The sequence below is a fragment of the Candidatus Caccoplasma merdavium genome (assembly GCA_018715595.1).
Classification (GTDB): Bacteria; Bacteroidota; Bacteroidia; order Bacteroidales; family UBA11471; genus Caccoplasma; species Caccoplasma merdavium.
Window position 1 is genome coordinate 21260 of sequence record DVLI01000012.1, and the last position, 19607, is coordinate 40866.

Below are 19607 nucleotides of genomic sequence, written 5' to 3' on the forward strand. Positions count from 1 at the left end.
CAACAGGATAGAAAGATCACTATGAAGAAAATTCTGCTCGTATTCGGAACCCGCCCCGAGGCCATCAAGATGGCACCGCTGGTCAAAGCCTTGCAAAAAGATTCCGAACATTTCGAGACCAAAATATGTGTCACCGCCCAACATCGCCAGATGCTCGATCAGGTCTTGGAGGTGTTCGACATCGTTCCCGAGTATGACCTCAACATCATGGCGCCCAACCAGGACCTTTACGACATAACCTCCCGTGTCCTTGTCGGGCTGCGCGACGTACTCGACGATTTCGCACCCGACATCGTGCTGGTGCACGGCGACACCACCACTTCCATGGCGGCCGCACTGGCCGCATTCTATCGGCAGATTCCTGTGGGACATGTCGAGGCCGGTCTGCGCACTTACAACATGCTCTCGCCATGGCCCGAGGAGATGAACCGGCAGGTGACCGACCGCATGTGCACTTACTATTTCGCCCCGACCGAGAAATCTCGCCAAAATCTTTTGCGTGAAAATGTAGACGCCACGAAAATCCATGTCACCGGCAACACGGTCATCGATGCCCTGCTGATGGCCGTGGACATCATCGAGAAGAAACCCCAGATCAAAACCGCTATCGAAGACGAGTTGCGAGACAAGGGGTATGCCATGGGCAACAGACCCTACATCTTGGTGACGGGACACCGCCGTGAAAACTTCGGTGAGGGGTTCTTGAATATATGCAAGGCCATTCGCCAAATCGCCGAAGAACACCCCGAGATGGATATTGTCTATCCGGTACACCTCAATCCGAACGTGCAAAAACCCGTTTATGAATTATTGTCGGGCACACCCAACATCTATCTTGTTAAACCGCTCGATTACCTGCCCTTTGTCTATGCCATGCAGCATTCGACGCTGCTGTTGACCGACAGCGGCGGCGTGCAGGAAGAGGCCCCTTCCTTGGGGAAGCCCGTGCTCGTCATGCGGGAAACGACCGAACGTCCCGAGGCTGTCGAGGCCGGAACCGTGAGACTGGTGGGAACCGATGTCGCAGCCATCGTGGGGAATGTGCAAGAACTGCTGCACGACCCCGAGGTCTACCGCAAAATGTCGGAGAGTTACAATCCCTATGGCGACGGCCACGCGTGCGAACGGATTGTCGATGCCTTGCGCAAATAGGAAGATGCCCGTGGCCAAACCGGGGGCAGGGATATACCAATCGAAAAAAGGGGCAAACGCCACTTGTCGGTTCAACGTGGAGCAAGCGGAAAGAAATCGGAGAAATCTCCTGAGAACAGAAACAACGGAAAAGGTAGCTTGTGCTACCTTTTTTCGTGTTGGGCAGCCGACGGATTTCCGCAGGGCCATGCGTCGAGACCATCTTTCCGCGCGTCAAACGACAATACGGTAGGGTAATGATTGACACGTTTGTCCTCTTCTTCATCGGTGTAACGATGCAGGGTGGGATAATTATATCGCAAGAAGGCTTCGAGGCGAACCGGGGCTTTAAGCGACAGCGGGCCGAAAGGTATCGTCTCGAGGTCGTCTATGTCGTGGCATGAGATGTGGTCGGTTTTCGTTATGACATGATTGTAATATGCCGTGCGGCGGGAATTGAAACATGTGGAGGCAAACCGCATCATTTTATAAATGGCTTTCTTTGTGAAAAGCATATCCACAATCTTATTGAGGCAACAAGGTATCACACCTCGGTTTGACGGAGCCGCTATCTGACAGGTACCGCAATGTTTCCACTGCCATATTTCTTTGCCGATAAGGCAACATTTCAGGAAATTGACCGCTTCGAATTGTATACGCCTGAGCAATTTATTATCGGGTATGCGATCAAAGGGGAATATGTCCACAAAGATACCCTGGTGCATGGGGAGCGACTTGTAGTTTTCTTCGACAAAAAGCGTGTTGTTTTTCTTCACCTTGGTAAAGTGGTAAGGTGTTCGAGGGTCGGTTCCCAACCAGGAAAGGAAATAATCCTGGCCTAACTCTCGGGGGGCAATCTGCAAGAAACGTTCATAATCGTCGCGTTTCATGCCGATGTCGATGTCGTCGTCCCACGGTAGTATCGCCTTGTCGTAAAGCGCACCGATGGCCGTCCCGCCTATGACGAAATAAGGTATGTCATGTTTGGTGCAGACCCGAACGACCTCGGCCAGTATCTCATACAAGACCTCGTGCAACTTTTCCAATTCCTGAGAAGAATAGTGTTTGGGCATAGATAGGATAGGATTTATTTGTGGGTGACCGCTTCCTCTTCCGACCCTGTGGCATGTTGCGGCGTGGAAGCCAGGAACCGGAAATAATCGCTGCAAGAAATGGGAAAATAGAACCCGCGGAGGTAACCGGCACAGGTGCGTCGACCCGAAAAGCTGTATATCAGCAACGGATAGTTTTTCATGCAGAAAAATTGCAGCCGGAGGAAATCGAGGCGGGAATGGCTCGTATAGAGGCGTATCATGTGCCGGGCCTGTTTGAGAACCGGCTTGTCCGACTCGACCCGGGCGAGGAACACCCCGGCCGCCATGAGACGTTGGTCGATACCCTCCCTTACCTCTTTATGCAACAGCCAGGTGCGTCGTACCCATCGGAATATGTTTCCCGCCTTCCGGCTGTTGCTGGTGGGCACGATATAGGTGTAGGCCGAAGTATGGCGGCGATGCCACGAAAGGACTTCGGGGAGGAACACAATGCTGTCGAAGGCGGCTGCGGTGAGGGCCAATATCATGTCGTAACAGCGATAGACGGCAAGGGGTGCCGGGTCGGGCATGAGGGTCAACAACCGCCGGGAGAAGAGGGTGGAATGACCGGGAAAAATGCCGACAAAAATCATGCGCAGGAGGTTGCAGTTGGGTACGCGGTCATCGAATGCCACGGGGGTGTCGCTGTCGTAAAAAGGCCGGGAGAAACTGGCACACATGAGTTTGTCGCCGATGGTCTGCACCTGCCGTTCGATTTTGCAGGGCTCCCAAATGTCGTCTTGGTCGGCAATGGCGATGCAATCGCCCGTGGCCTGGGAGAGGGCATCGAAGAAATTTCCATTTACCCCTTTGCGCGTTTTGTTTTGCCGGGGGTGTATTTGCGGATAGCGGCGGGCATATTCGCACACGATGTCATAGGTGCGGTCGGTCGATGCATCATCTTGTATGATAATCTCATTCGCGGGATAGGTTTGTGCCATGATGGAGTCGAGTTGTTCGCGTATGAACGACTCCCCGTTACAAGTGCACATGACTATCGACACAGTTTTCTTCTCCATGGCAGGATGTGATTATGATGGGTTCCGCAAAAAACGCTGCTTTATAAATCCGATGCTCTCCTTCAAAACCTTCGCTCCGCCTGTCCACATCACGGCCAGATAGAGCAATGCGGCCGTCACCACCTTGGCTCCGAGCAGCAAATAGATGTTGTCGATGCCGCATGTCACATAATGGGCCACGACCATCACGACCCCCGCGGCAAAGGCAAAAGGGAGAATATCCCGAAGCATGTCGGCGAAGCGCAGGGCAAGCTGCCGGCGGGCAAAGAGATACCACACACCCAGCCACGCGACGTTGAGCACGACAAACGCGATAATCATGTTTTTGATGCCCAAGGGAGCCGTGGCTATCAGCACGGACATTTGCAGCAGGCACAGCACGATGGTATTCCACATGTAGATGCGCGATTTCCCGCTACTGATGATAAGGTTTGAAAAGAGTCCCTGCACCGGGACGAATGCACCCCACACGCAAAGCATTTGCATCATGGGTACACTGGGAAGCCATTTCTCGGTCACGCACACGACGATGAGTTCCCGGGCAATGAAGGCCAGCCCCAGCATGAGGGGAAAAGACAGGAACGAGGTAAACCGCAGCATCTTGCGAAAGACGGCCAACTGACGGGTCTTGTCGTCGGAGACTTGCGCAAGGACGGGTTGCGCCACACCGGTAATCATGCCGTTGATGGTGTTGTAACCCATCATGTTCCACTTGGCCGCCTGGGTGTAATATCCTACCTGTTGCACCGAAAAGAGCCGGCCCAACAGCACCGAGAAAAGATTGTTGTTGATGTGAAGGAATATGTTGGTGGCCAATACGCGGCTGCTGAAACCGAACATCTCCCTGATGGGGGTGAAGTCGATGTGGAACGAGGGTCGCCACGGCGTGAGCCACCAGTAACAACCCGACGACACCACGATGTAGGTAATGCTCTGCAATGCTATGCCCCAATAGGCCATGCCCTGCCATGCCGCCGTGACCCCCACGGTGCCCGAGACCACCAAAGCCGATAGTTGTGCCACGGTTTTTTTCTTGACCATGAGGTTGCGAAACATATAGGCACAGTGGGCCGTCGTCGTACTCGACAGGATAAAGCCGAGAAAAAGGAACCGCGACAACGGCACCAATTCGGGCTCGTTGTAAAAGCGGGCGATGTACGGAGCCAGGAAAAAGAGCAGTATGTAGACCGTCACCGATACCGACAGGCTGAACCAGAATACGGCATTGTAATCGTTTGCCGTGACACTCTTCTTGTTGGCAATCGCCGAGATGAAACCGCTCTCTTGCAACGAACTGGCAATGAGCGTGAAGATGGTAAGCATTCCCACCATACCGTAGTCGGCCGGGCTGAGCAGGCGGGCCAGGAATATGCCGAAAAGCAGATTCAACAACTGCTGCATGCCGTTGCTGAACCCACCCCAGAACAGGCCTTTTGCGGTTTTCTCTTTGAGTGAGGTTTCTTCCATGTTTTTCCCACCGCGGACATCGGAACGCTGTGCTTGCACAAGCCTCCGCGACACCCGCTCGTTACGGAGTTCAAAGATACGGCTATTTGCCTACAATTCAAAACCCGGGCAAAGATTTTCTGCCTCTCATGGCCGAAGCCTCGGACTATTCGTCGGAAAGCGGTGCTTCGGCGGTTCGCTGGTAGGCCAGCCGTTCGGTCCCGTTGGCGACATGCACGATGCCGCAATAGACAAACCCGTATTTTCCAAGAATATGTTGCAGGATTTTGTTGTCGGCATGAGTGTCGGCTCTGAGATTGTCGCATCGGGATATGACCCAGGAGAAACAGGCATCGGCGACACCCCGGCAAGAGCCGTCGGCGGCCAGTCGGTGTATGGTGGCGTAGGGGCGGTCGTTGAGCCAGGAACCCGCATACATCTTCTGATAGTTGGGGTCTTCGCCCGACACCAAGGCAAAGGTGCCGACCACCCGTCCCGCAGGGTCGACGACGCAATAGCAGTTGCCCTCTGCCATATCCTTCCGCAAAGAGCTCTCCGATGGATACCCTTCGCGCCACTGCGTGGGATTTCCCGTGTCCCTCATATACGCACGGGCCCGGTCGAATATCCGCAACAAGACATCGACATCTTTTTCTTCGGCTTTCCTTATCTGCAACATCTTCGTTTCGTGTTTCTGCAAAAGTAGTGAAAGGAAACCATACCCGGGTCGAAACTGCCCGAAAAGAAAGCGTGTGCGTGGCTCGATGTCATTTATCTGCTTTGCCGTGAACCGGTCGTGCTTTGGTGCAAAGGCTCAACCATGTCCCGTTTTTTGAGCTTCCCTTTCATGGCTCAGCCGAGGACGGATTGCGGCTCGGCCGGGGCCGATGGCGAAAACTTCGTTTTATCCTTGCCGCTGCGGCCTTCTTTTTGTATCTTTGTAGAAGATAGGATTCGGCCCGGCAGAATCAAACGGGAAAACAAAGCAATCCCTGTTTGTTCCTGCACTCGCTTTTCCCTGTCTTTGCCCATTGTGCCGGACAAATCACACAAAACGTCGTGGCTTTAAATACATGAATAATTTTTCAATCTTTCAATATTCTCTGACATGAAAAAGACTCTGTTCATTGCATTGGCCCTGCTCTGCCTGTTCTTGCCGGCAGAGGCCAAAAAGAAAGTTCGCGTGCACACCATCGGCGACTCGACCATGGCCGACTATGCCGAGAACACGACTCGCACCCGTGGCTGGGGTGAGATGTTCCAGGAATTTTTTACCGATGATGTCGAAGTCATCAACTACGCCCGTGGCGGACGCAGTACCCGCTCGTTTATCAACGAAGGCTTGTGGGACAAGGTCAAGGCCAATATTCAGAAAGGCGATTATGTGCTGATACAGTTTGCCCACAACGACGAGAAGGGGGGCGGCACATACAGCGACGACGGCCGCGGTACCGACCCGTGGGGGCACTACAAAGCCAATCTCGAACGGTATGTCGACGAGACCCGCGAACTGGGCGGCATTCCCATACTGGTCACGCCCATCGTGCGTCGTTATTTTACCGGTGAGGGTACGATAAGTGCCAAAGGGTGTCACAACCTGGGCGCGTCGCCGGCCGACTCGACCCTCGACTATGTCTTCGTGATGAAACGGGTGGCTGCCGAGAAACAGGTTCCCCTCATCGACCATACGGCCATGACAAAAGCCTTCATCGAGAAGTTGGGCGCAGAAAAGACCACCGCCCTCATTTATGTCCCCACCGACGGCACCCATACCCAGGCTACCGGTGCCGCCCTCTATGCCCGGATGGTGGCGGCCGACTTGAAGAAGCAAGGTATTCTCAAACGCCAGGTACGTCCCGAGACGCCTATCGTTCTGAATCCTGAGGCCATCGACTTCGGCTCACTCTATGTGGGCGATGAATCCCGCATCTGTTTCGATTTCGTCGGACTGTCGCTCCCGGCATCGGAAAGTGAAGTGACGATAACGGCGCCCCAAGGCATGACCATCGCGGCCAGCCCCGAAGCTCCCAAGAACAAGAAAATCGTTCTGCCATACAGCGACGGGAAATTGTGGAATCAGTGTTTCTATCTCTATTTCAACCCGACGCAGGCGGGGAACGTGAACGACTGTGTGACCATTACCTGCGGAAAAATAAAACGCACGATTCCCGTCACGGCCGAATGCAAGGCTATCAGTAAGGAGACCCCCAAAACAATACGAGTCAAAAAATATGCGTTGAAAGGGTTGCAGCAAGACTCGTTGGGCATCACCATCGAGAAAGGAGAGTGGCCGGCCGACATCGATGAGTCGGGCAGCCGCTATGTCGAGTTCTTTGTCAAAGGTCTGAAAAAAAGTTTTATCGTCCGTCAAATCACCTTCACGCTCTCAGGCAAAGTGGCCTACCGTGCTGCCGTCTCGAAAGGAGGAGATTTCTATCCGAGAACCGACCTGGGTGAAAACCAACGGGCAACAGAGGAGACACAAAAAATCGTCCTTCCGGTAAATGTCACCATCAAACCGGGCGAGCGGTTGGGCATGCGCATCTTCCCGTGGAGTACCGAAGCGACCGATTCGCTGCACTTCACCATCGAAGACTTCACTTTGGAAGGCATGGAAATTGAGTAATACGATTCGCTCACGACAAAAAGATTAAAATATGAAAAATATTGTCATCGCATTGTTTCTCGTGTGTCTGTCAAGTGCGAGTATGGCCGATAACATTCCGTTCAGTCACCCGGCAAACCTTTTCGATGCCTCAAACAGTAACACGCTGGGACTTTCCGTGGCACCCGGGAGTGAAACGGTCACGGTCTTTGCTCCCGGCGACGAAACCGACCATTTCAGCAATGGCGTTGTCATGATAGCCTTTAAAGGTGCCTTGTATTGCATGTGGCAAAGTTCACAAACCGACGAAGATGCCGCCGATACATGGGTGGCATACAGCCGCAGTCTCGATGAAGGGAAAACATGGAGCACCCCCATGGTTCTCGCCGAAGATATAGAGAACGGTTACTGCTCCTCGGGAGGTTGGCACGCAACGGCCGACACGCTGGTGGCCTATATCAATACCTGGCCCGATAATCTGACCCCCAAAGGGGGATATACCCGATATGTAACCAGTACCGACGGGATAAATTGGAGTGCTCCCGCTGATGTTACGATGGCCGATGGCTCACGCATTGAAGGTATCTTCGAACAAGATCCTCATGTGCTTCCCAACGGCCGCATCGTGAATGCGACACACAAGCAGCCCGGCCTGAAAGTGATGCCTATCTATACCGACGACCCGCTGGGAGTGAGTGGCTGGAAAGAGGGTGCCTTCTCTTTTACCGACAAAGGCGAACAGTCCCGTGAATTGGAACCGAGCCTATATTGGAAATCCGACGGTACATTGGTCATGATATTCCGCGACCAGAACAGCACCTACCTTAAAATGGCGGCCACCAGTACCGACAATGGTGAAACGTGGAGCAATGCCGTACTGACAGATTTTCCCGATGCCCGCACCAAACAAAGTGCCGGGAATCTTCCCGATGGCACAGCCTATTTTGCCGGCAATCCGGTAAACAACAAAACCCGCATTCCGTTGGTCCTCACGCTGAGCAGAGACGGGAATGTGTTCGACACCGCCTACTTGCTGCGCAGCAACGACGAGATGCCCCCACTACGTTATGAGGGCTCGGCCAAGCGGGCCGGGTATCACTATCCCAAGTCGATGGTATATAATGATTATTTATATGTGGCATACGCTACGAACAAAGAAGATGTGCAATATACACGCGTACCGTTGTCGTCTATTTCCCTCAACGAGAGCGGCGGCATTGCAACTGAGACAACCGAAGATGCGGGCGTTTTCCTCTCGGGACATGAACTTTGCATACGGCTTGCCTCGACGTCGCCTGTGGAAATCGAGGTATATGCCGTTTCGGGGCATTGCGTGGCTCGATTCGAAGCCTGTGGAGAAGTGTCGCGACACGACATCTCAGCTCTTGCCAAAGGGGTGTATGTCGTGCGTGTAAAGACGGTACAAAAGGTAACTTCCCACGCCGTCCTCATCAAATAATGCCGGCTTTCATAGAACAAAAACAGCGCAGAACCGTTCTGCGCTGTTTTTGTTTTTTCCCCTGCTCGAAATTTGTAACATTCAAGAGTTGAGGAAAATCAATTATGATGTTTCATGTCGAGTTTTATCTGTTTCAATTCGTCGAGGGTATAGACCGGAGGTTCCACGCCGGCAGGGAAGGGCAACCGGGAGAAGGTCTGGAAATAGAGCAGACAGGCATCTTTCCACCACACGGCATCGTGCAACTGCACACGGAGACGCGCCTCGACATGTGCAAAACGTTCGGCATCGATGTATGAAGCGACCGACTGCCAGATACCGGCCAGTTCGCGGGCGGAGTCGACACCCCGCTGGTAGGTGAGGCAAAGCTCGTCCCACAATGTGCGTTGCGAGGCCATGACGTGTGTCCACGGGACGTGATGGAACCAGAGCAACAACGACTCGGGACAACGGCCGATGTCGTTGAAGCGGGAGCGCAACGGTTCGGCATATTGAGAGACGGCATCGCTGCCCGCCTGCGTGCGGTCGAAGCCGATGCCCGTGCTGTCGGCCCGGTGATAATAGGAGGGAAGCCAGTCGGGGCGCATGCCTTCGCGGTAACCCCATGGTTCGGGACCGTAATGGTGGCCGAAGGCAAAAAGGTGGTGCAGGCCCAGTGGCATCATGTAATCGACCGCGGCTTCGCGTGAGAGCATCATGGCGCGTTTCAGGGGGACGACACAACGGTCGTCGTGCGAGAAGGTCTGTTGTAGCCACTCCTCGGCAATCGTCTCGGACGAGAGAGTGTCGCACCAGGCCAAGCGACCGAAGGCGTACCAGTTGGCTTGGGCGAAATGATGGCCGCACCAGTTGGTGTCGAGACCGATGTTGGCGACTCCGGCAATCGCCGTGCGGGAGAGCGGGAATGCCGAACCGTCGGTAACGCGTGCCACCGTCGAGCCGGGTCCGCACGCATAGGTGTCGCTGTCGAGACACTCCTCATAGAGCGGTGCAAGGAAAACCAAGTGATTGGAAAAGCCCAAATACTCCTGTGTAATCTGAAATTCGGGCATGACCGGTGTGTGGCGCATGGCGCCGAAAAGGGGGCTGAACGGTTCGCACGGCTGGAAATCGACCGGGCCGTTCTTGACCTGTATGATGACGTTCTCGCGGAAGGAGGAATCGAGCGGAAGGAACTCGGTGTAGGCTTGTTTCGCACGGTCGGCCTCGGTGGGGTTATACACAAATGCCCGCCACATGACCACCCCGCCGTGGGGAGCCAGCGCGTCGGCCAGCATGTTGGCGCCGTCGGCATGGGTGCGGTCGTAGTCCTGCGGACCCGGCAACCCTTCGGAATTTGCCTTTACCAGGAACCCGCCGAAATCGGGAATCAACGCATATATCTCCTCCACCTTGTCGCGCCACCAGCCGGCGACACGGGTGTCGAGCGGGTCGGCCGTAGGAAGTCCGCCGAGAGCCATCGGCGACGAGAAATTGATGGAGAGATAGACCTTCATGCCATAGGGGCGCAATACGTCGGCAATCTGCCGCACCTTGGCAAGATGCGACGAGTCGAGCACTTGGGGCGAGGCATTCACATTGTTGAGAACCGTGCCGTTGATGCCCACCGAGGCGTTGGCCCGGGCATAGGCCCGGTACAGGGCACGACGCAACGTGTCGCTCTCCCACCAGATGGAACGGCCGGCATATCCGCGCTCGACACTGCCGTCGAGGTTGTCCCAGTGGTTGAGCAGGCGCAATTCGAAAGAAGGTTTTTCGCGCACATCATACGAGGCCGCCCAACGTCCCGAAGCGTAATCGCGCAGAAGACGGTAGACCCCGTAAAGCGCGGCGCGTTCGCTCCCGCCGGCAACCACACACAGGCTGTCGACCGAGCGCACGATAAATTCTTCTTCACCGAGACTTCGCAACTCGGCCTTGGGAATATACCGGCGCAGGCGACGGTCACCGGCCGTCGCCACGAGGGAGTGCTTCACGGGCAGGAGCGTCATTTCGCTACGGGCGATGTCGAGTGTCGAAAGCCCGTCGGCCATCTCAGGAGAGGCCGGCAACCACAGACGGCTCCCGTCTTCGGCGGCAAGAGGAAAGGCAAGACAAACAATCAGGAAGAGGAATGCAAAATTTTTCTTCATTGTCATTTTATGGAGTCGGTGTTTCGGAATCAATCTCTATTTCAAAAGGCGAGGCAGGCAACCCTTCCTTGTTGCGCAGCAACGGTTTGCCGGGATTGTCGGCCCAGGCATAACGCACACGGCGAGGGTTATCGACCGGTGAGAGCAGTGTCACCGTGTCGTCGCCGACGGCAAGCACGCGTGCCCACACATGGCGGCCGTCTTTTCCTTGCACCGAGAAGCCTCGCAGGCTGTCTTCATAGAAAAGCGGCGAACCGCCGTTGTCGAATTGCAACACGATTGTGTCGCCTTGGCAACAGGCTCCTTCGACCATCGGAGCCGTCGTCACGTTTTCTCCATAGGCGAGGCGGAAGAGCTGGCGAGCCACACGGTCGGCTACGGTTTTCTTGTCGAGGGGGTGAATGTCGTTCCATTCGCCGGTGCCCAATGTTACGGCCAGTCCCACGTCAGGAAGGTCGAGGGAGATGCGGCGCTGCACTTCGCGCATGGCAGCCCAACCGCTCTCCGTGGGATAGGAACGCTCGGCCATGAATTCGGGCAGTTGCACCACAATGAACGGGAGCCCGTCATTACCGAGCAGGGTGCGCCACCTCCCGATAAGGAGTGGCAGCAGTTCGGCATAACGCCGGGTGTCGTCCGTGTTCGACTCGCCCTGATACCATACCACGGCACGCACGCCATAGGAAGCCAGCGGCGCCATCATGCTGTTGTAGAGAGCCGTGGGCTGCCACATAAAGAAGGTCTCTCCCGGTAGCGGGGGCATCACGGCTCCGCGGCGGAAAAGCCACTCCCCATCGAGCGGAATCGCCTTTTCGCCCTGCTCGATGCGGTAGGGCTTGTCGGGAACAAAAGCCGGGGTGCCGCTGTAACTGAGCAGGCGCACCGACACCACATTGTCGCCGTTGCGACGCAGCAGACCCGCCGGGACGGTATATTTGCGGGGAGGATACTGGTAAGAGGTCGTTCCCACGAAACGGCCGTTGACAAAGACCGAGTCGGCATCGACCAGGCACCCCAGCCGCAGGAGGGCGGCTTGCGCGGTGTCGATGGACGAGGCGTCGAAGTGATGGCGCCACCAGGTCGAACCGTTCAGCACACGCCCGTCGGCATCGCGCGCCCACGAGGGGTCAAAAGGCAAGCGACGCGTCCAGTCGCTGTCGTCACTCTCGCAGGCCGACCAGCGACCGCAGCCGGGGTCTTCGCGGTTGAGCGCCTCGACCCACAAGCGGCGCCGCAGACGTTCGCTCTTCACCACCGACTGCACATAGGCTTCGTCGCGGTTGAGATAGAGGGTGTTCCGCATCGACGGATAATCCTGCAACGACGCTTCGTCGAGCCACGACTCGACCGTGGAGCCCCCCACCGCATTGTTGATGATACCCACAGGCACCCCCGTACGCTCATAGAGCTGGCGGGCCAGGAAATAGCCCAATGCCGAGAAGTGCATCGCCGATTCGGGCGTAAGTGCCACCCAGCGGCAGGTCGGCAGGTCGTCTTGCGGCCCTTCAAAGGTGTAGGTGGTGGGTATGCGCAACTGGCGAATGGCGGCATTTTCGTAATTTGACACCTCCTCGGCAAAGAGGTCGACGACGCGCGATACGGGCAGTTCCATGTTCGACTGTCCGGCACACAATATTACGTCACCCACCCACACATCGGTGAGCGTGGTGTCGTTGACACGCATCGTGTAGGGACCGCCGGGTTTCTGGGCGGGGAGGGTTATTTGCCAAAGACCCTGCGCATCGGTCGTGGCACGGTATTTTTTCCCGCGGAAAGTAAGGATGATATTCTCTCCCGCATCGCCCCGGCCGTGCAACGTGAGCGGCTGCCCGCGTTGCAATACCATGCCCGAGGCGATGTGTTGCGGCAACCGCACCCGTGCCTGCATATCGACGGGGTCGTGTGTCCAAAAGAAGAGCGAGAGTATCGCAAAAAGAAACAGTTTTTTCATGGTACAAATGAGTTTCCGGAATAAAGGAATCTCCCATGTCCGGCGGACATGGGTAACTCGGCGCCATACACACCCGAAGGGTCGCCTCTTCGCGGCGCGGGATTCCAGGGAACATCGGACACGCTTGACGGTAGGCTGTGGCATGTCACTCTTCCTCGTCGTCGAAGAGGACATCGCGGCAGGCATCGCCGCAGAGCGAACGCATCTCGCGGTACTCGTTCCACTCGGCATCTTTCTCGGTGTAGATGGTGATGGGCAGTTGTTCGAATGGAGCCAAAGCCTCATTGAGCCGTTCGCCGAAAGCCGGGATATTGCGGGTGTAGAAAACCCAGGTGCGGGTGCCGTCGCCTGTGTAGATGCCGGTGAGAATAGCCAGTTTGTCCTTCTCCATGGCTTTGCGCAGGGTCTCTTGCGGAGCTTCCATGCGCATCGATTCTTCCTCGGTGGGCATACCTTGTGCATCGGCCTCATAAGGCCAGGTTATCTCCACGCGCTCGCGCAATTTACCCGATTCCATGAAGGCGTCGATCTCATCGCGGCCGCTCACGAACATCACGGCGCCGTTGTCGCTCTCGGTCACCGTGGTAAACCAGTTATCGGTCAGTTTCATAACAAAGATTCTTTTTTGTCGGGGCGTCCGACGTCTCGTGTAGCACCCGAAGCATCGGTACACGTCGCGGTACAAGCCCTCACCGACAAAGATAGCGAAAGGCGAGCGCAGAGGCAAGGAGAAAACGAAGTTTTCACTCGTTGACTATGCCGAGCCGCGTCCTGTCTTCTGAAAAGATAGTGAAAGGCGGGCGCAGAGGCAAGGAGAAAACGAAGTTTTCATCATGGACTATGCCGAGCCGCGTCCTGTCTTCTGAAAAGATAGTGAAAGGCGGGCGCAGAGGCAAGGAGAAGAAAACTCGGGTCACGAGTGGAAGATCAGACAACCAGGGATATTCATTCCCTGAAACGAATGCCATTGATTCAAGAAGAGGAGGACAATATGTTGCCTCCTCTTCTTTTGTGGATATTAGAAATTGTATTGCAGACCGATGGCGAGGACTTCTTTGAATTGCACTTTGGCGCATTTCCCATGGCCGATGATGTTGCCGTCGGCATCTTTCTTGTCATAGGCAAATTTGATGTCGTTGTCGTAGACGAGATTGGTCGATACCGAAGCCGAAAGCCATTTGTTGATGGTCATGTTGATTTGCACGTCCCACGATACGTCGATGTTGCGGGCCTCTTTCCCGCGCATGTAGTCGGAGAAGAGGTTGAGGCGGGAGTAGAGATTGACGTTTTTCATGACATCGTAGTTGAGTTCTACTTTGAGGTTGGCGCCCATCTCGTTGAGTACGTTTTTCCCTTCTTCCACACCGAAGGCCCCTTGTCGGGCGAGGGCGTCATCGAGGACGAAAGTCCCTTTCCAAGTGACCGGGGTGAATACCGCCGACACGATAGGAGCCGGTGTCCAGGTGATACCGAGACCGGCCGAGACATATCCCGGCGCCATGAAGCGAGAGACAAACGTGCGCTCGTTGTCGCTGCCATACTGGTAGCCGTTGGAAAATTGCGATTGGTAGGTGAGGAATGCACTCAGGTAAAGTGATTTCTCGATTTGGAAACCGTAGTTGGAGTTGAGGTATATTTTATCGGTGGTCTTTTTCAGCGGTGCATCGCCGGTTTGGTTGAAACCGTAGTTGAGTTCTACCCGGTTCTGCCACAAATGTTTTTCATTTTTGTAGTCGGCCTGGTAAGTAAACTGGGCATCGAGAGCCAAGGCGTTCTCGCCTCCGGCGGCCCAGTTGGTAAAGCTCGACTGGGTGAATTTAAGACCCACAAAGCCGGCTTTTGTCCACGGTGACGGTGCCTTTTCCTGGGCAGAGATGCTGGTTGCGGAAAGAAGTACCAATGCAACCAGAAAAATCGAATGTCTCATAGTATTTTGTTTAAGGGGTTATGATGCAAAAATATGTAAAATAATTTTCCCGATATTATGCAATTCAACAAAAAGATGATATATTTGTTTTACTTCTTGATGGAAGATAAAATAAAGACGATTCCGTCGTCGTGTTATTAACTTTAAAAGTCAACTGTTTATGAAAAAGTACAAATGCAGCGTGTGTGATTGGATATACGACCCGGCCGTCGGAGATCCCGAAGGGGGTATTGCTCCCGGAACCGCATTCGAAGATATTCCCGATGATTGGGTATGTCCGCTTTGTGGGGTAGGAAAAGATGATTTTGAAGAGGTAGACGAGTAGTCCGCTTTTTCGATTTACGGATAAAAGTCTCCGCTGCTTACAAGTAGTGGAGACTTTTCTTTTGGAACGATTTCAAGATTTTTTCTCGTCCATGCCGTTTTAAGAGCCGATGGAATTTGTCATTCGTTTTTCTCTTCATGCCGAGGGGCCACGAACACCGCCTTCTCGCACTCTATTTTGAAGGAGGTCGGCGTTGATTCTCCCCCAGTGACGAAATCGCTCCGCACTTTGGAGTAGTCGTAGTGTGAAAGATACACCCCATGGACAATTTTCCGGGGGCGGTTGTCGGTGAAGATAGACGTGTCTTTATCCATAGTATCAGTGTTTTGTGTGAGTGTTTATCAATTCTCGTACCTTTTCTCCGATGAGCGGAATGGCCCGTGCCACATCGGGCGACAGATGCAGCCCGATTTTTTTTACGTTTACGACAGAGACGGCAATGAGGTCGATGTCGGGTATCTGTTCCTGCACCATCATCGCCTCTATCATCTCTTTCAGCCCTATTTCATGGGCACTCAGTAGCGGCGGATAGTCCTGTGAATAATGGGGTTTTATGTGCCTTATCGTCCCCGGTGCATTCCCGTCGAGCGTGGCGTCGATGAGAATCACGCGCTTGTACTCTTGCAAGAGGCCGATGAGGGCGATGCCCCCGGTACCTCCGTCGAGCAGGTCGACCCACGGGGGGAGGTTCTCTTTCTGCAAGGAATCGACGGCATGTATGCCGACGCCCTCGTCGCACAACACGAGGTTGCCCACGCCCATGACAAGTATCTCTTTCATGATTCAACCCTTTCGGCTTTACGCTGTTGCCGCATCAGTTGGCGCGCTCTCAGTTTCTTGGTCGCGATGACGCGTTCTTTCCGTTCTTCGGCTGCCAGCTCATCGACCAGTTGGTTGTCGGCAAACTTCCACCCGCCGATAATTGAGGAGGCGATGCCGTTGCGTTCGATGTAGTCGTGATAGAAAACCAGGTAGACATGCACAAGCATGAAAAGCACAAACACCCATAAGAAGATGTGGTGTATGTTGCGCCACGGGAAGAACCCTCCCGTGGCGATGAGCAGCTTTTCAAAGTATGGCGCATAAAAGGCATCGGACGAGGCGGCAAACATGGCCACGCCGGTGACGATTTGCACCGCCATGGCGACAAACAGTCCCAAGTAGGTGAGGGCGGCCAGGCTGTTGTGCCCGATGTCGTAGAGCGGTTTGGGAGAGAGGAGGAGTATGTCGACCTTTATCGTGTCGAAGATGCTGCGCCATTGTCTCCGGGTGAGGGGTATGTAGTTGGGCCATCGGGCGAAGCGGTTCCCGGCAAAGAGCCAGTATATGCGCACGATGAAGTTGAAGATGAAGACTCCCGCGGCTATGAAATGCGTCAGCCTCACCCAGCCGAACCAGTAGTTGTCGATGGGGGGCGTAGCGTGCATGATGGCCGGCGGGTCGCCGATGATGTAGCCCGTGATGCACAGTATCACGATGCACAGGGCGTTTACCCAGTGGAAGATGCGCACCGGGAGTTGCCACACATAGACTTCGGTGAGATGGGCTTTTTTGCGAATCATTGCAGGTCGTTTTTTAGTTGCACATTACATGGTGTCGAATTGGTGTATGTGTTTGCCCTCTTCGTCATAGAGATGCACCGAGCAGGCCATGCAGGGGTCGAACGAGTGTATCGTGCGTATGATTTCGAGCGGAGCCTCGCTGTCGTGGACGGGAGTTCCCAGCAGGGAGGCTTCGAAGGCCGAACGCTGTCCCCGCACGTCGCGAGGCGATGCGTTCCAGGTCGTGGGCACCACCATCTGGTAGTTTTTTATCTTTTTGTTTTCTATGTCGACGTAGTGAGCCAGGGAGCCCCGGGGAGCTTCGGTCAGTCCGAATCCGTTTGCCTGTTGCGGCCAGGAGTCGGGTTCCCAGTAGATGTTGTTGAACATGCGCTGGTCGCCGTTCTTGATTTGCGTGAGCAGGCGTATGTAAAATTCTTCCATCCAGTGAGCCACCAGTTCCGATTCGATGGCGCGGGCCAAGGTGCGTCCCACGGTCGAGTACATGGCCTCGAAGGGAACGTGCAGTTGCGATAGGCTGCGGTCGATGAGTTCTTTGTAGTCTTCCTGTCCCGCCGCATAGGCAATGACGGCGCGGGCCAGCGGCCCTGTTTCCATGGCGAGCCCCTTGTAACGGGGTGTTTTTATCCAGCTGTATGGTTCCCGGGTGTCGAGGTGGGCGTAGGGCGGGGTGGGACCCGTGTAGTCGAGGACGGTTTCTCCCGCCGAAGGGTGGAGGCCGGCCTCTTTGCCCTCTTTGTAACGGTACCACGAGTTGTTGACAAACTCTTGCAGACCGTCGTCGGCTGTCGGGTCGAACTCTTCGACGTGCGACAGGTCGCGGTCGACGACTATGCCGCGCGGACTTTTGTAGGTGCTGGTTTCACCGTAGTTTCCCATCGGGTAGTCGCCATAAGAGATGTAGTTGCGCAATCCGCCTCCGATGCGTGTCCACTCGGGATAGTAGGAGGCAATGGCGATAACGTCGGGCAGATATACTTCATGTATGAAGTCCCGGCTCTTCTCGATAATCTCGGCCACCAGGCTCAGGCGTTCGAGGTTCAAGGCATTCGGGTCGTTGATGTTTACGGCGCAGGCCATGCCGCCCACGAGGAAGTTGGGGTGTGGATTTTTCCCGCCGAAGATGGTCTGTATTTTCACAATCTCCTTTTGCACGTCGAGTGCTTCGAGGTAGTGCGCCACGGCGATGAGGTTCACTTCGGGCGGCAGTTTGTAGGCCGGGTGACCCCAGTAACCGTTGCTGAAAATGCCCAGTTGCCCGCCGTTTACGAACTTCCCGATTTTTTGTTGCACCTCTCTGAAATAGCCCCGGGAACTTTTGGGCCATGCCGAGAGCGACTGGGCTATCTCCGAGGCTTTGCCCGGGTCGGCCTTCAAGGCCGACATCACATCGACCCAGTCGAGTGCTTGCAACTGGTAGAAGTGCACGACATGGTCGTGCATGAAGAGGGCTCCCTGCATGAGGTTGCGCACCATTTCGGCGTTGGGCGGGACGACGATTCCCAATGCGTTCTCCACGGCTCTCACCGAACACAGCGAGTGTATCGAGGTGCACACACCGCATACGCGTCCCACATAGGCCCAGGCTTCGCGCGGGTCGCGGTCGCGCACGATGATTTCGATGCCGCGCACCATGGTGCCGCTGCTGAACGCGTCTTCGACAATTCCATTCTCTATATCGGCTTCAATGCGCAGATGACCCTCGATGCGGGTGACGGGGTCTACGACGATTCGTTTGCTCATGATTTATAACGATTGAGGGTTATCATTCTTGTCGTCTTCCAGCGTGGCCAGTGACGCATCTATTTCTTTCTCCTCCCGGTCGAGTTCCGACTTGTTTTCCCGATGTACTTCCCGATTGAGCGAAAGGTCGTCGGTGCGGTTTTTTATCAGGTTGCGTTTCTGAATGTTGGTCGCCACGGCATGTGCCAGAATACCCCCGATGGCCACGGCGCTGAGGCCGGCTCCGATTTTGTCGGCCGTGGCTTCGATGCCGATGCCGTGCACATGGGGAATGTGGCTGTAAAGCGGGCCGTAGTCCCAGAAATTGGCTTCGGAGCAGCCTATGCAGCCGTGTCCCGACTGTATGGGGTAACTCACGCTGTCGTTCCACTTGATTACGGCACAGGAGTTGAAGGTGTTGGGACCTTTGCAACCCATGTAATAGAGGCAATATCCTTTGCGGGCGTTTTCGTCGTCGAACGACTGCACAAACAGTCCCGCGTCGTAAGCCGGCCGGCGGTAGCAGGTGTCGTGTATGCGTCGGCCGTAAAAGACTTTCGGACGTCCGGCGTTGTCGAGTTCGGGCAGGCGGTCAAAGGTCAGCATGTAGGTGATGACCCCGGCCATGACGTCGGCAATGGGAGGGCAACCCTGCACGTTGATGATGGGTTTGCCCGAGAAGATTTTCCCAACGGATTCGGCGTGCGTCGGGTTGGGGTGGGCATGTTGTATGCAGCCCGACGAGGCGCAGTTGCCCCAGGCGATGATGGCCTCGGCACCGGCCGCCCCTTCTTCGAATATCGTGCGGGCATCGCGCCCGGCAATGGTGCAATAGCCGGGGCTGCCGAGCGGTATGGCTCCTTCGACCACCATCACATAATTGCCGTAGTTCTCGCGCATGGCTTTTTCGCGCAGAGCCTCGGCCTGTTCGCCTGCCGCGGCCATGAGGGTGTCGCTATATTCGAGCGAAATCATCTCCATGAGGATTTGGCTCACGAGGGGGTGAGAAGCCCGCAAGAACGATTCGCTGCAACAGGTGCATTCCTGGAAGTGATACCACAATACCGGTTTACGGGGTTTGCGTTGCAGGGCATCTACCACTTGTGCCATACCACTGGTTTGCAACCCCAGTAGCGCGCTCATGATGCCGCAGAATTTGAGGAATTCCCGACGTGTGTACCCCTTGCGCCTCAATTCATCATACAAACTTTTTCTTTCCATATCGATTCAGTAA

17 protein-coding genes are annotated in these 19607 nt (G+C 55.2%); 4 read left to right on the forward strand and 13 right to left on the reverse strand.

From position 1 onward, the window contains the following. The first annotated feature begins 21 nt into the window (after positions 1 to 21). Positions 22 to 1152: a UDP-N-acetylglucosamine 2-epimerase (non-hydrolyzing) gene (gene wecB, locus IAD09_03980; protein HIT81381.1), complete on the forward strand. Its 1131-nt coding sequence runs from the start codon at positions 22 to 24 to the stop codon at positions 1150 to 1152. Between the two features lie 143 nt (positions 1153 to 1295). Here the strand turns inward: wecB and IAD09_03985 are convergent, their stop codons facing one another. From IAD09_03985 to IAD09_04000, 4 genes are all read right to left on the reverse strand, one after another. Then, entirely contained in the window at positions 1296 to 2204 is a 909-nt protein-coding gene (locus tag IAD09_03985; GenBank protein HIT81382.1) for a LicD family protein, read from the reverse strand. A gap of 14 nt (positions 2205 to 2218) precedes the next feature. Next, positions 2219 to 3244: a glycosyltransferase gene (locus IAD09_03990; GenBank protein HIT81383.1), complete on the reverse strand. Its 1026-nt coding sequence runs from the start codon at positions 3242 to 3244 to the stop codon at positions 2219 to 2221. A 12-nt stretch (positions 3245 to 3256) separates the two neighbouring features. Continuing rightward, positions 3257 to 4711: a lipopolysaccharide biosynthesis protein gene (locus IAD09_03995; GenBank protein HIT81384.1), complete on the reverse strand. Its 1455-nt coding sequence runs from the start codon at positions 4709 to 4711 to the stop codon at positions 3257 to 3259. A gap of 145 nt (positions 4712 to 4856) precedes the next feature. Beyond that, positions 4857 to 5369, reverse strand: coding sequence for a GNAT family N-acetyltransferase (locus tag IAD09_04000; GenBank protein ID HIT81385.1), 513 nt, complete (start codon positions 5367 to 5369; stop codon positions 4857 to 4859). Positions 5370 to 5798: 429 nt separating this feature from the next. Here IAD09_04000 and IAD09_04005 point away from each other — a divergent pair, with 429 nt between their 5' ends. After that, positions 5799 to 7316: a rhamnogalacturonan acetylesterase gene (locus IAD09_04005; GenBank protein HIT81386.1), complete on the forward strand. Its 1518-nt coding sequence runs from the start codon at positions 5799 to 5801 to the stop codon at positions 7314 to 7316. 31 nt (positions 7317 to 7347) lie between these two features. After that, complete coding sequence (locus tag IAD09_04010; protein ID HIT81387.1) at positions 7348 to 8754, forward strand: exo-alpha-sialidase; 1407 nt, start codon at positions 7348 to 7350, stop codon at positions 8752 to 8754. A gap of 98 nt (positions 8755 to 8852) precedes the next feature. On the opposite strand, the gene IAD09_04015 is transcribed toward IAD09_04010, so the two are convergent. From IAD09_04015 to IAD09_04030, 4 genes are all read right to left on the reverse strand, one after another. Then, positions 8853 to 10886, reverse strand: a complete 2034-nt coding sequence (locus IAD09_04015; GenBank protein ID HIT81388.1) for an alpha-glucuronidase — start codon at positions 10884 to 10886, stop codon at positions 8853 to 8855. Between the two features lie 7 nt (positions 10887 to 10893). Continuing rightward, entirely contained in the window at positions 10894 to 12837 is a 1944-nt protein-coding gene (locus IAD09_04020) for a beta galactosidase jelly roll domain-containing protein (protein ID HIT81389.1), read from the reverse strand. Between the two features lie 145 nt (positions 12838 to 12982). Further along, positions 12983 to 13447 (reverse strand): DUF695 domain-containing protein, encoded by a 465-nt coding sequence (locus IAD09_04025; protein ID HIT81390.1) that lies wholly within the window; start codon positions 13445 to 13447, stop codon positions 12983 to 12985. 408 nt (positions 13448 to 13855) lie between these two features. Continuing rightward, entirely contained in the window at positions 13856 to 14764 is a 909-nt protein-coding gene (locus tag IAD09_04030) for a DUF3078 domain-containing protein (GenBank protein ID HIT81391.1), read from the reverse strand. 160 nt (positions 14765 to 14924) lie between these two features. Here IAD09_04030 and IAD09_04035 point away from each other — a divergent pair, with 160 nt between their 5' ends. After that, positions 14925 to 15089 carry a rubredoxin gene (locus IAD09_04035; protein HIT81392.1) on the forward strand — a complete coding sequence of 55 codons (165 nt, stop codon included), beginning with the start codon at positions 14925 to 14927 and terminating at the stop codon, positions 15087 to 15089. Between the two features lie 119 nt (positions 15090 to 15208). Here IAD09_04035 and IAD09_04040 read toward each other — a convergent pair whose 3' ends face one another. The 5 genes from IAD09_04040 to IAD09_04060 are packed head-to-tail and all read right to left on the reverse strand — an operon-like array spanning position 15209 to position 19600. Continuing rightward, positions 15209 to 15403, reverse strand: a complete 195-nt coding sequence (locus IAD09_04040) for a hypothetical protein (GenBank protein HIT81393.1) — start codon at positions 15401 to 15403, stop codon at positions 15209 to 15211. Between the two features lie 4 nt (positions 15404 to 15407). Further along, complete coding sequence (locus tag IAD09_04045) at positions 15408 to 15869, reverse strand: hydrogenase maturation protease (GenBank protein ID HIT81394.1); 462 nt, start codon at positions 15867 to 15869, stop codon at positions 15408 to 15410. Beyond that, on the reverse strand, positions 15866 to 16651 hold the full coding sequence (gene cybH, locus IAD09_04050; protein HIT81395.1) for a Ni/Fe-hydrogenase, b-type cytochrome subunit: 786 nt from the start codon (positions 16649 to 16651) through the stop codon (positions 15866 to 15868). Before cybH ends, IAD09_04045 begins: the two co-directional genes overlap by 4 nt. 24 nt (positions 16652 to 16675) lie before the next feature. Then, complete coding sequence (locus tag IAD09_04055) at positions 16676 to 18394, reverse strand: nickel-dependent hydrogenase large subunit (GenBank protein ID HIT81396.1); 1719 nt, start codon at positions 18392 to 18394, stop codon at positions 16676 to 16678. A 3-nt stretch (positions 18395 to 18397) separates the two neighbouring features. Beyond that, entirely contained in the window at positions 18398 to 19600 is a 1203-nt protein-coding gene (locus IAD09_04060) for a hydrogenase small subunit (GenBank protein ID HIT81397.1), read from the reverse strand. Positions 19601 to 19607 lie beyond the last annotated feature (7 nt).

Coding starts and splice junctions, on each gene's coding strand:
- IAD09_03985 (HIT81382.1), bottom strand. CDS start 2,204: ATGCCCAAACACTATTCTTCTCAGGAATTGGAAAAGTTGCACGAGGTC.
- IAD09_04040 (HIT81393.1), bottom strand. CDS start 15,403: ATGGATAAAGACACGTCTATCTTCACCGACAACCGCCCCCGGAAAATT.
- IAD09_04010 (HIT81387.1), top strand. CDS start 7,348: ATGAAAAATATTGTCATCGCATTGTTTCTCGTGTGTCTGTCAAGTGCG.
- wecB (HIT81381.1), top strand. CDS start 22: ATGAAGAAAATTCTGCTCGTATTCGGAACCCGCCCCGAGGCCATCAAG.
- IAD09_04035 (HIT81392.1), top strand. CDS start 14,925: ATGAAAAAGTACAAATGCAGCGTGTGTGATTGGATATACGACCCGGCC.
- IAD09_04005 (HIT81386.1), top strand. CDS start 5,799: ATGAAAAAGACTCTGTTCATTGCATTGGCCCTGCTCTGCCTGTTCTTG.
- IAD09_04025 (HIT81390.1), bottom strand. CDS start 13,447: ATGAAACTGACCGATAACTGGTTTACCACGGTGACCGAGAGCGACAAC.
- cybH (HIT81395.1), bottom strand. CDS start 16,651: ATGATTCGCAAAAAAGCCCATCTCACCGAAGTCTATGTGTGGCAACTC.
- IAD09_04015 (HIT81388.1), bottom strand. CDS start 10,886: ATGAAGAAAAATTTTGCATTCCTCTTCCTGATTGTTTGTCTTGCCTTT.
- IAD09_04000 (HIT81385.1), bottom strand. CDS start 5,369: ATGTTGCAGATAAGGAAAGCCGAAGAAAAAGATGTCGATGTCTTGTTG.
- IAD09_04030 (HIT81391.1), bottom strand. CDS start 14,764: ATGAGACATTCGATTTTTCTGGTTGCATTGGTACTTCTTTCCGCAACC.
- IAD09_04045 (HIT81394.1), bottom strand. CDS start 15,869: ATGAAAGAGATACTTGTCATGGGCGTGGGCAACCTCGTGTTGTGCGAC.
- IAD09_04055 (HIT81396.1), bottom strand. CDS start 18,394: ATGAGCAAACGAATCGTCGTAGACCCCGTCACCCGCATCGAGGGTCAT.
- IAD09_03995 (HIT81384.1), bottom strand. CDS start 4,711: ATGGAAGAAACCTCACTCAAAGAGAAAACCGCAAAAGGCCTGTTCTGG.
- IAD09_04020 (HIT81389.1), bottom strand. CDS start 12,837: ATGAAAAAACTGTTTCTTTTTGCGATACTCTCGCTCTTCTTTTGGACA.
- IAD09_03990 (HIT81383.1), bottom strand. CDS start 3,244: ATGGAGAAGAAAACTGTGTCGATAGTCATGTGCACTTGTAACGGGGAG.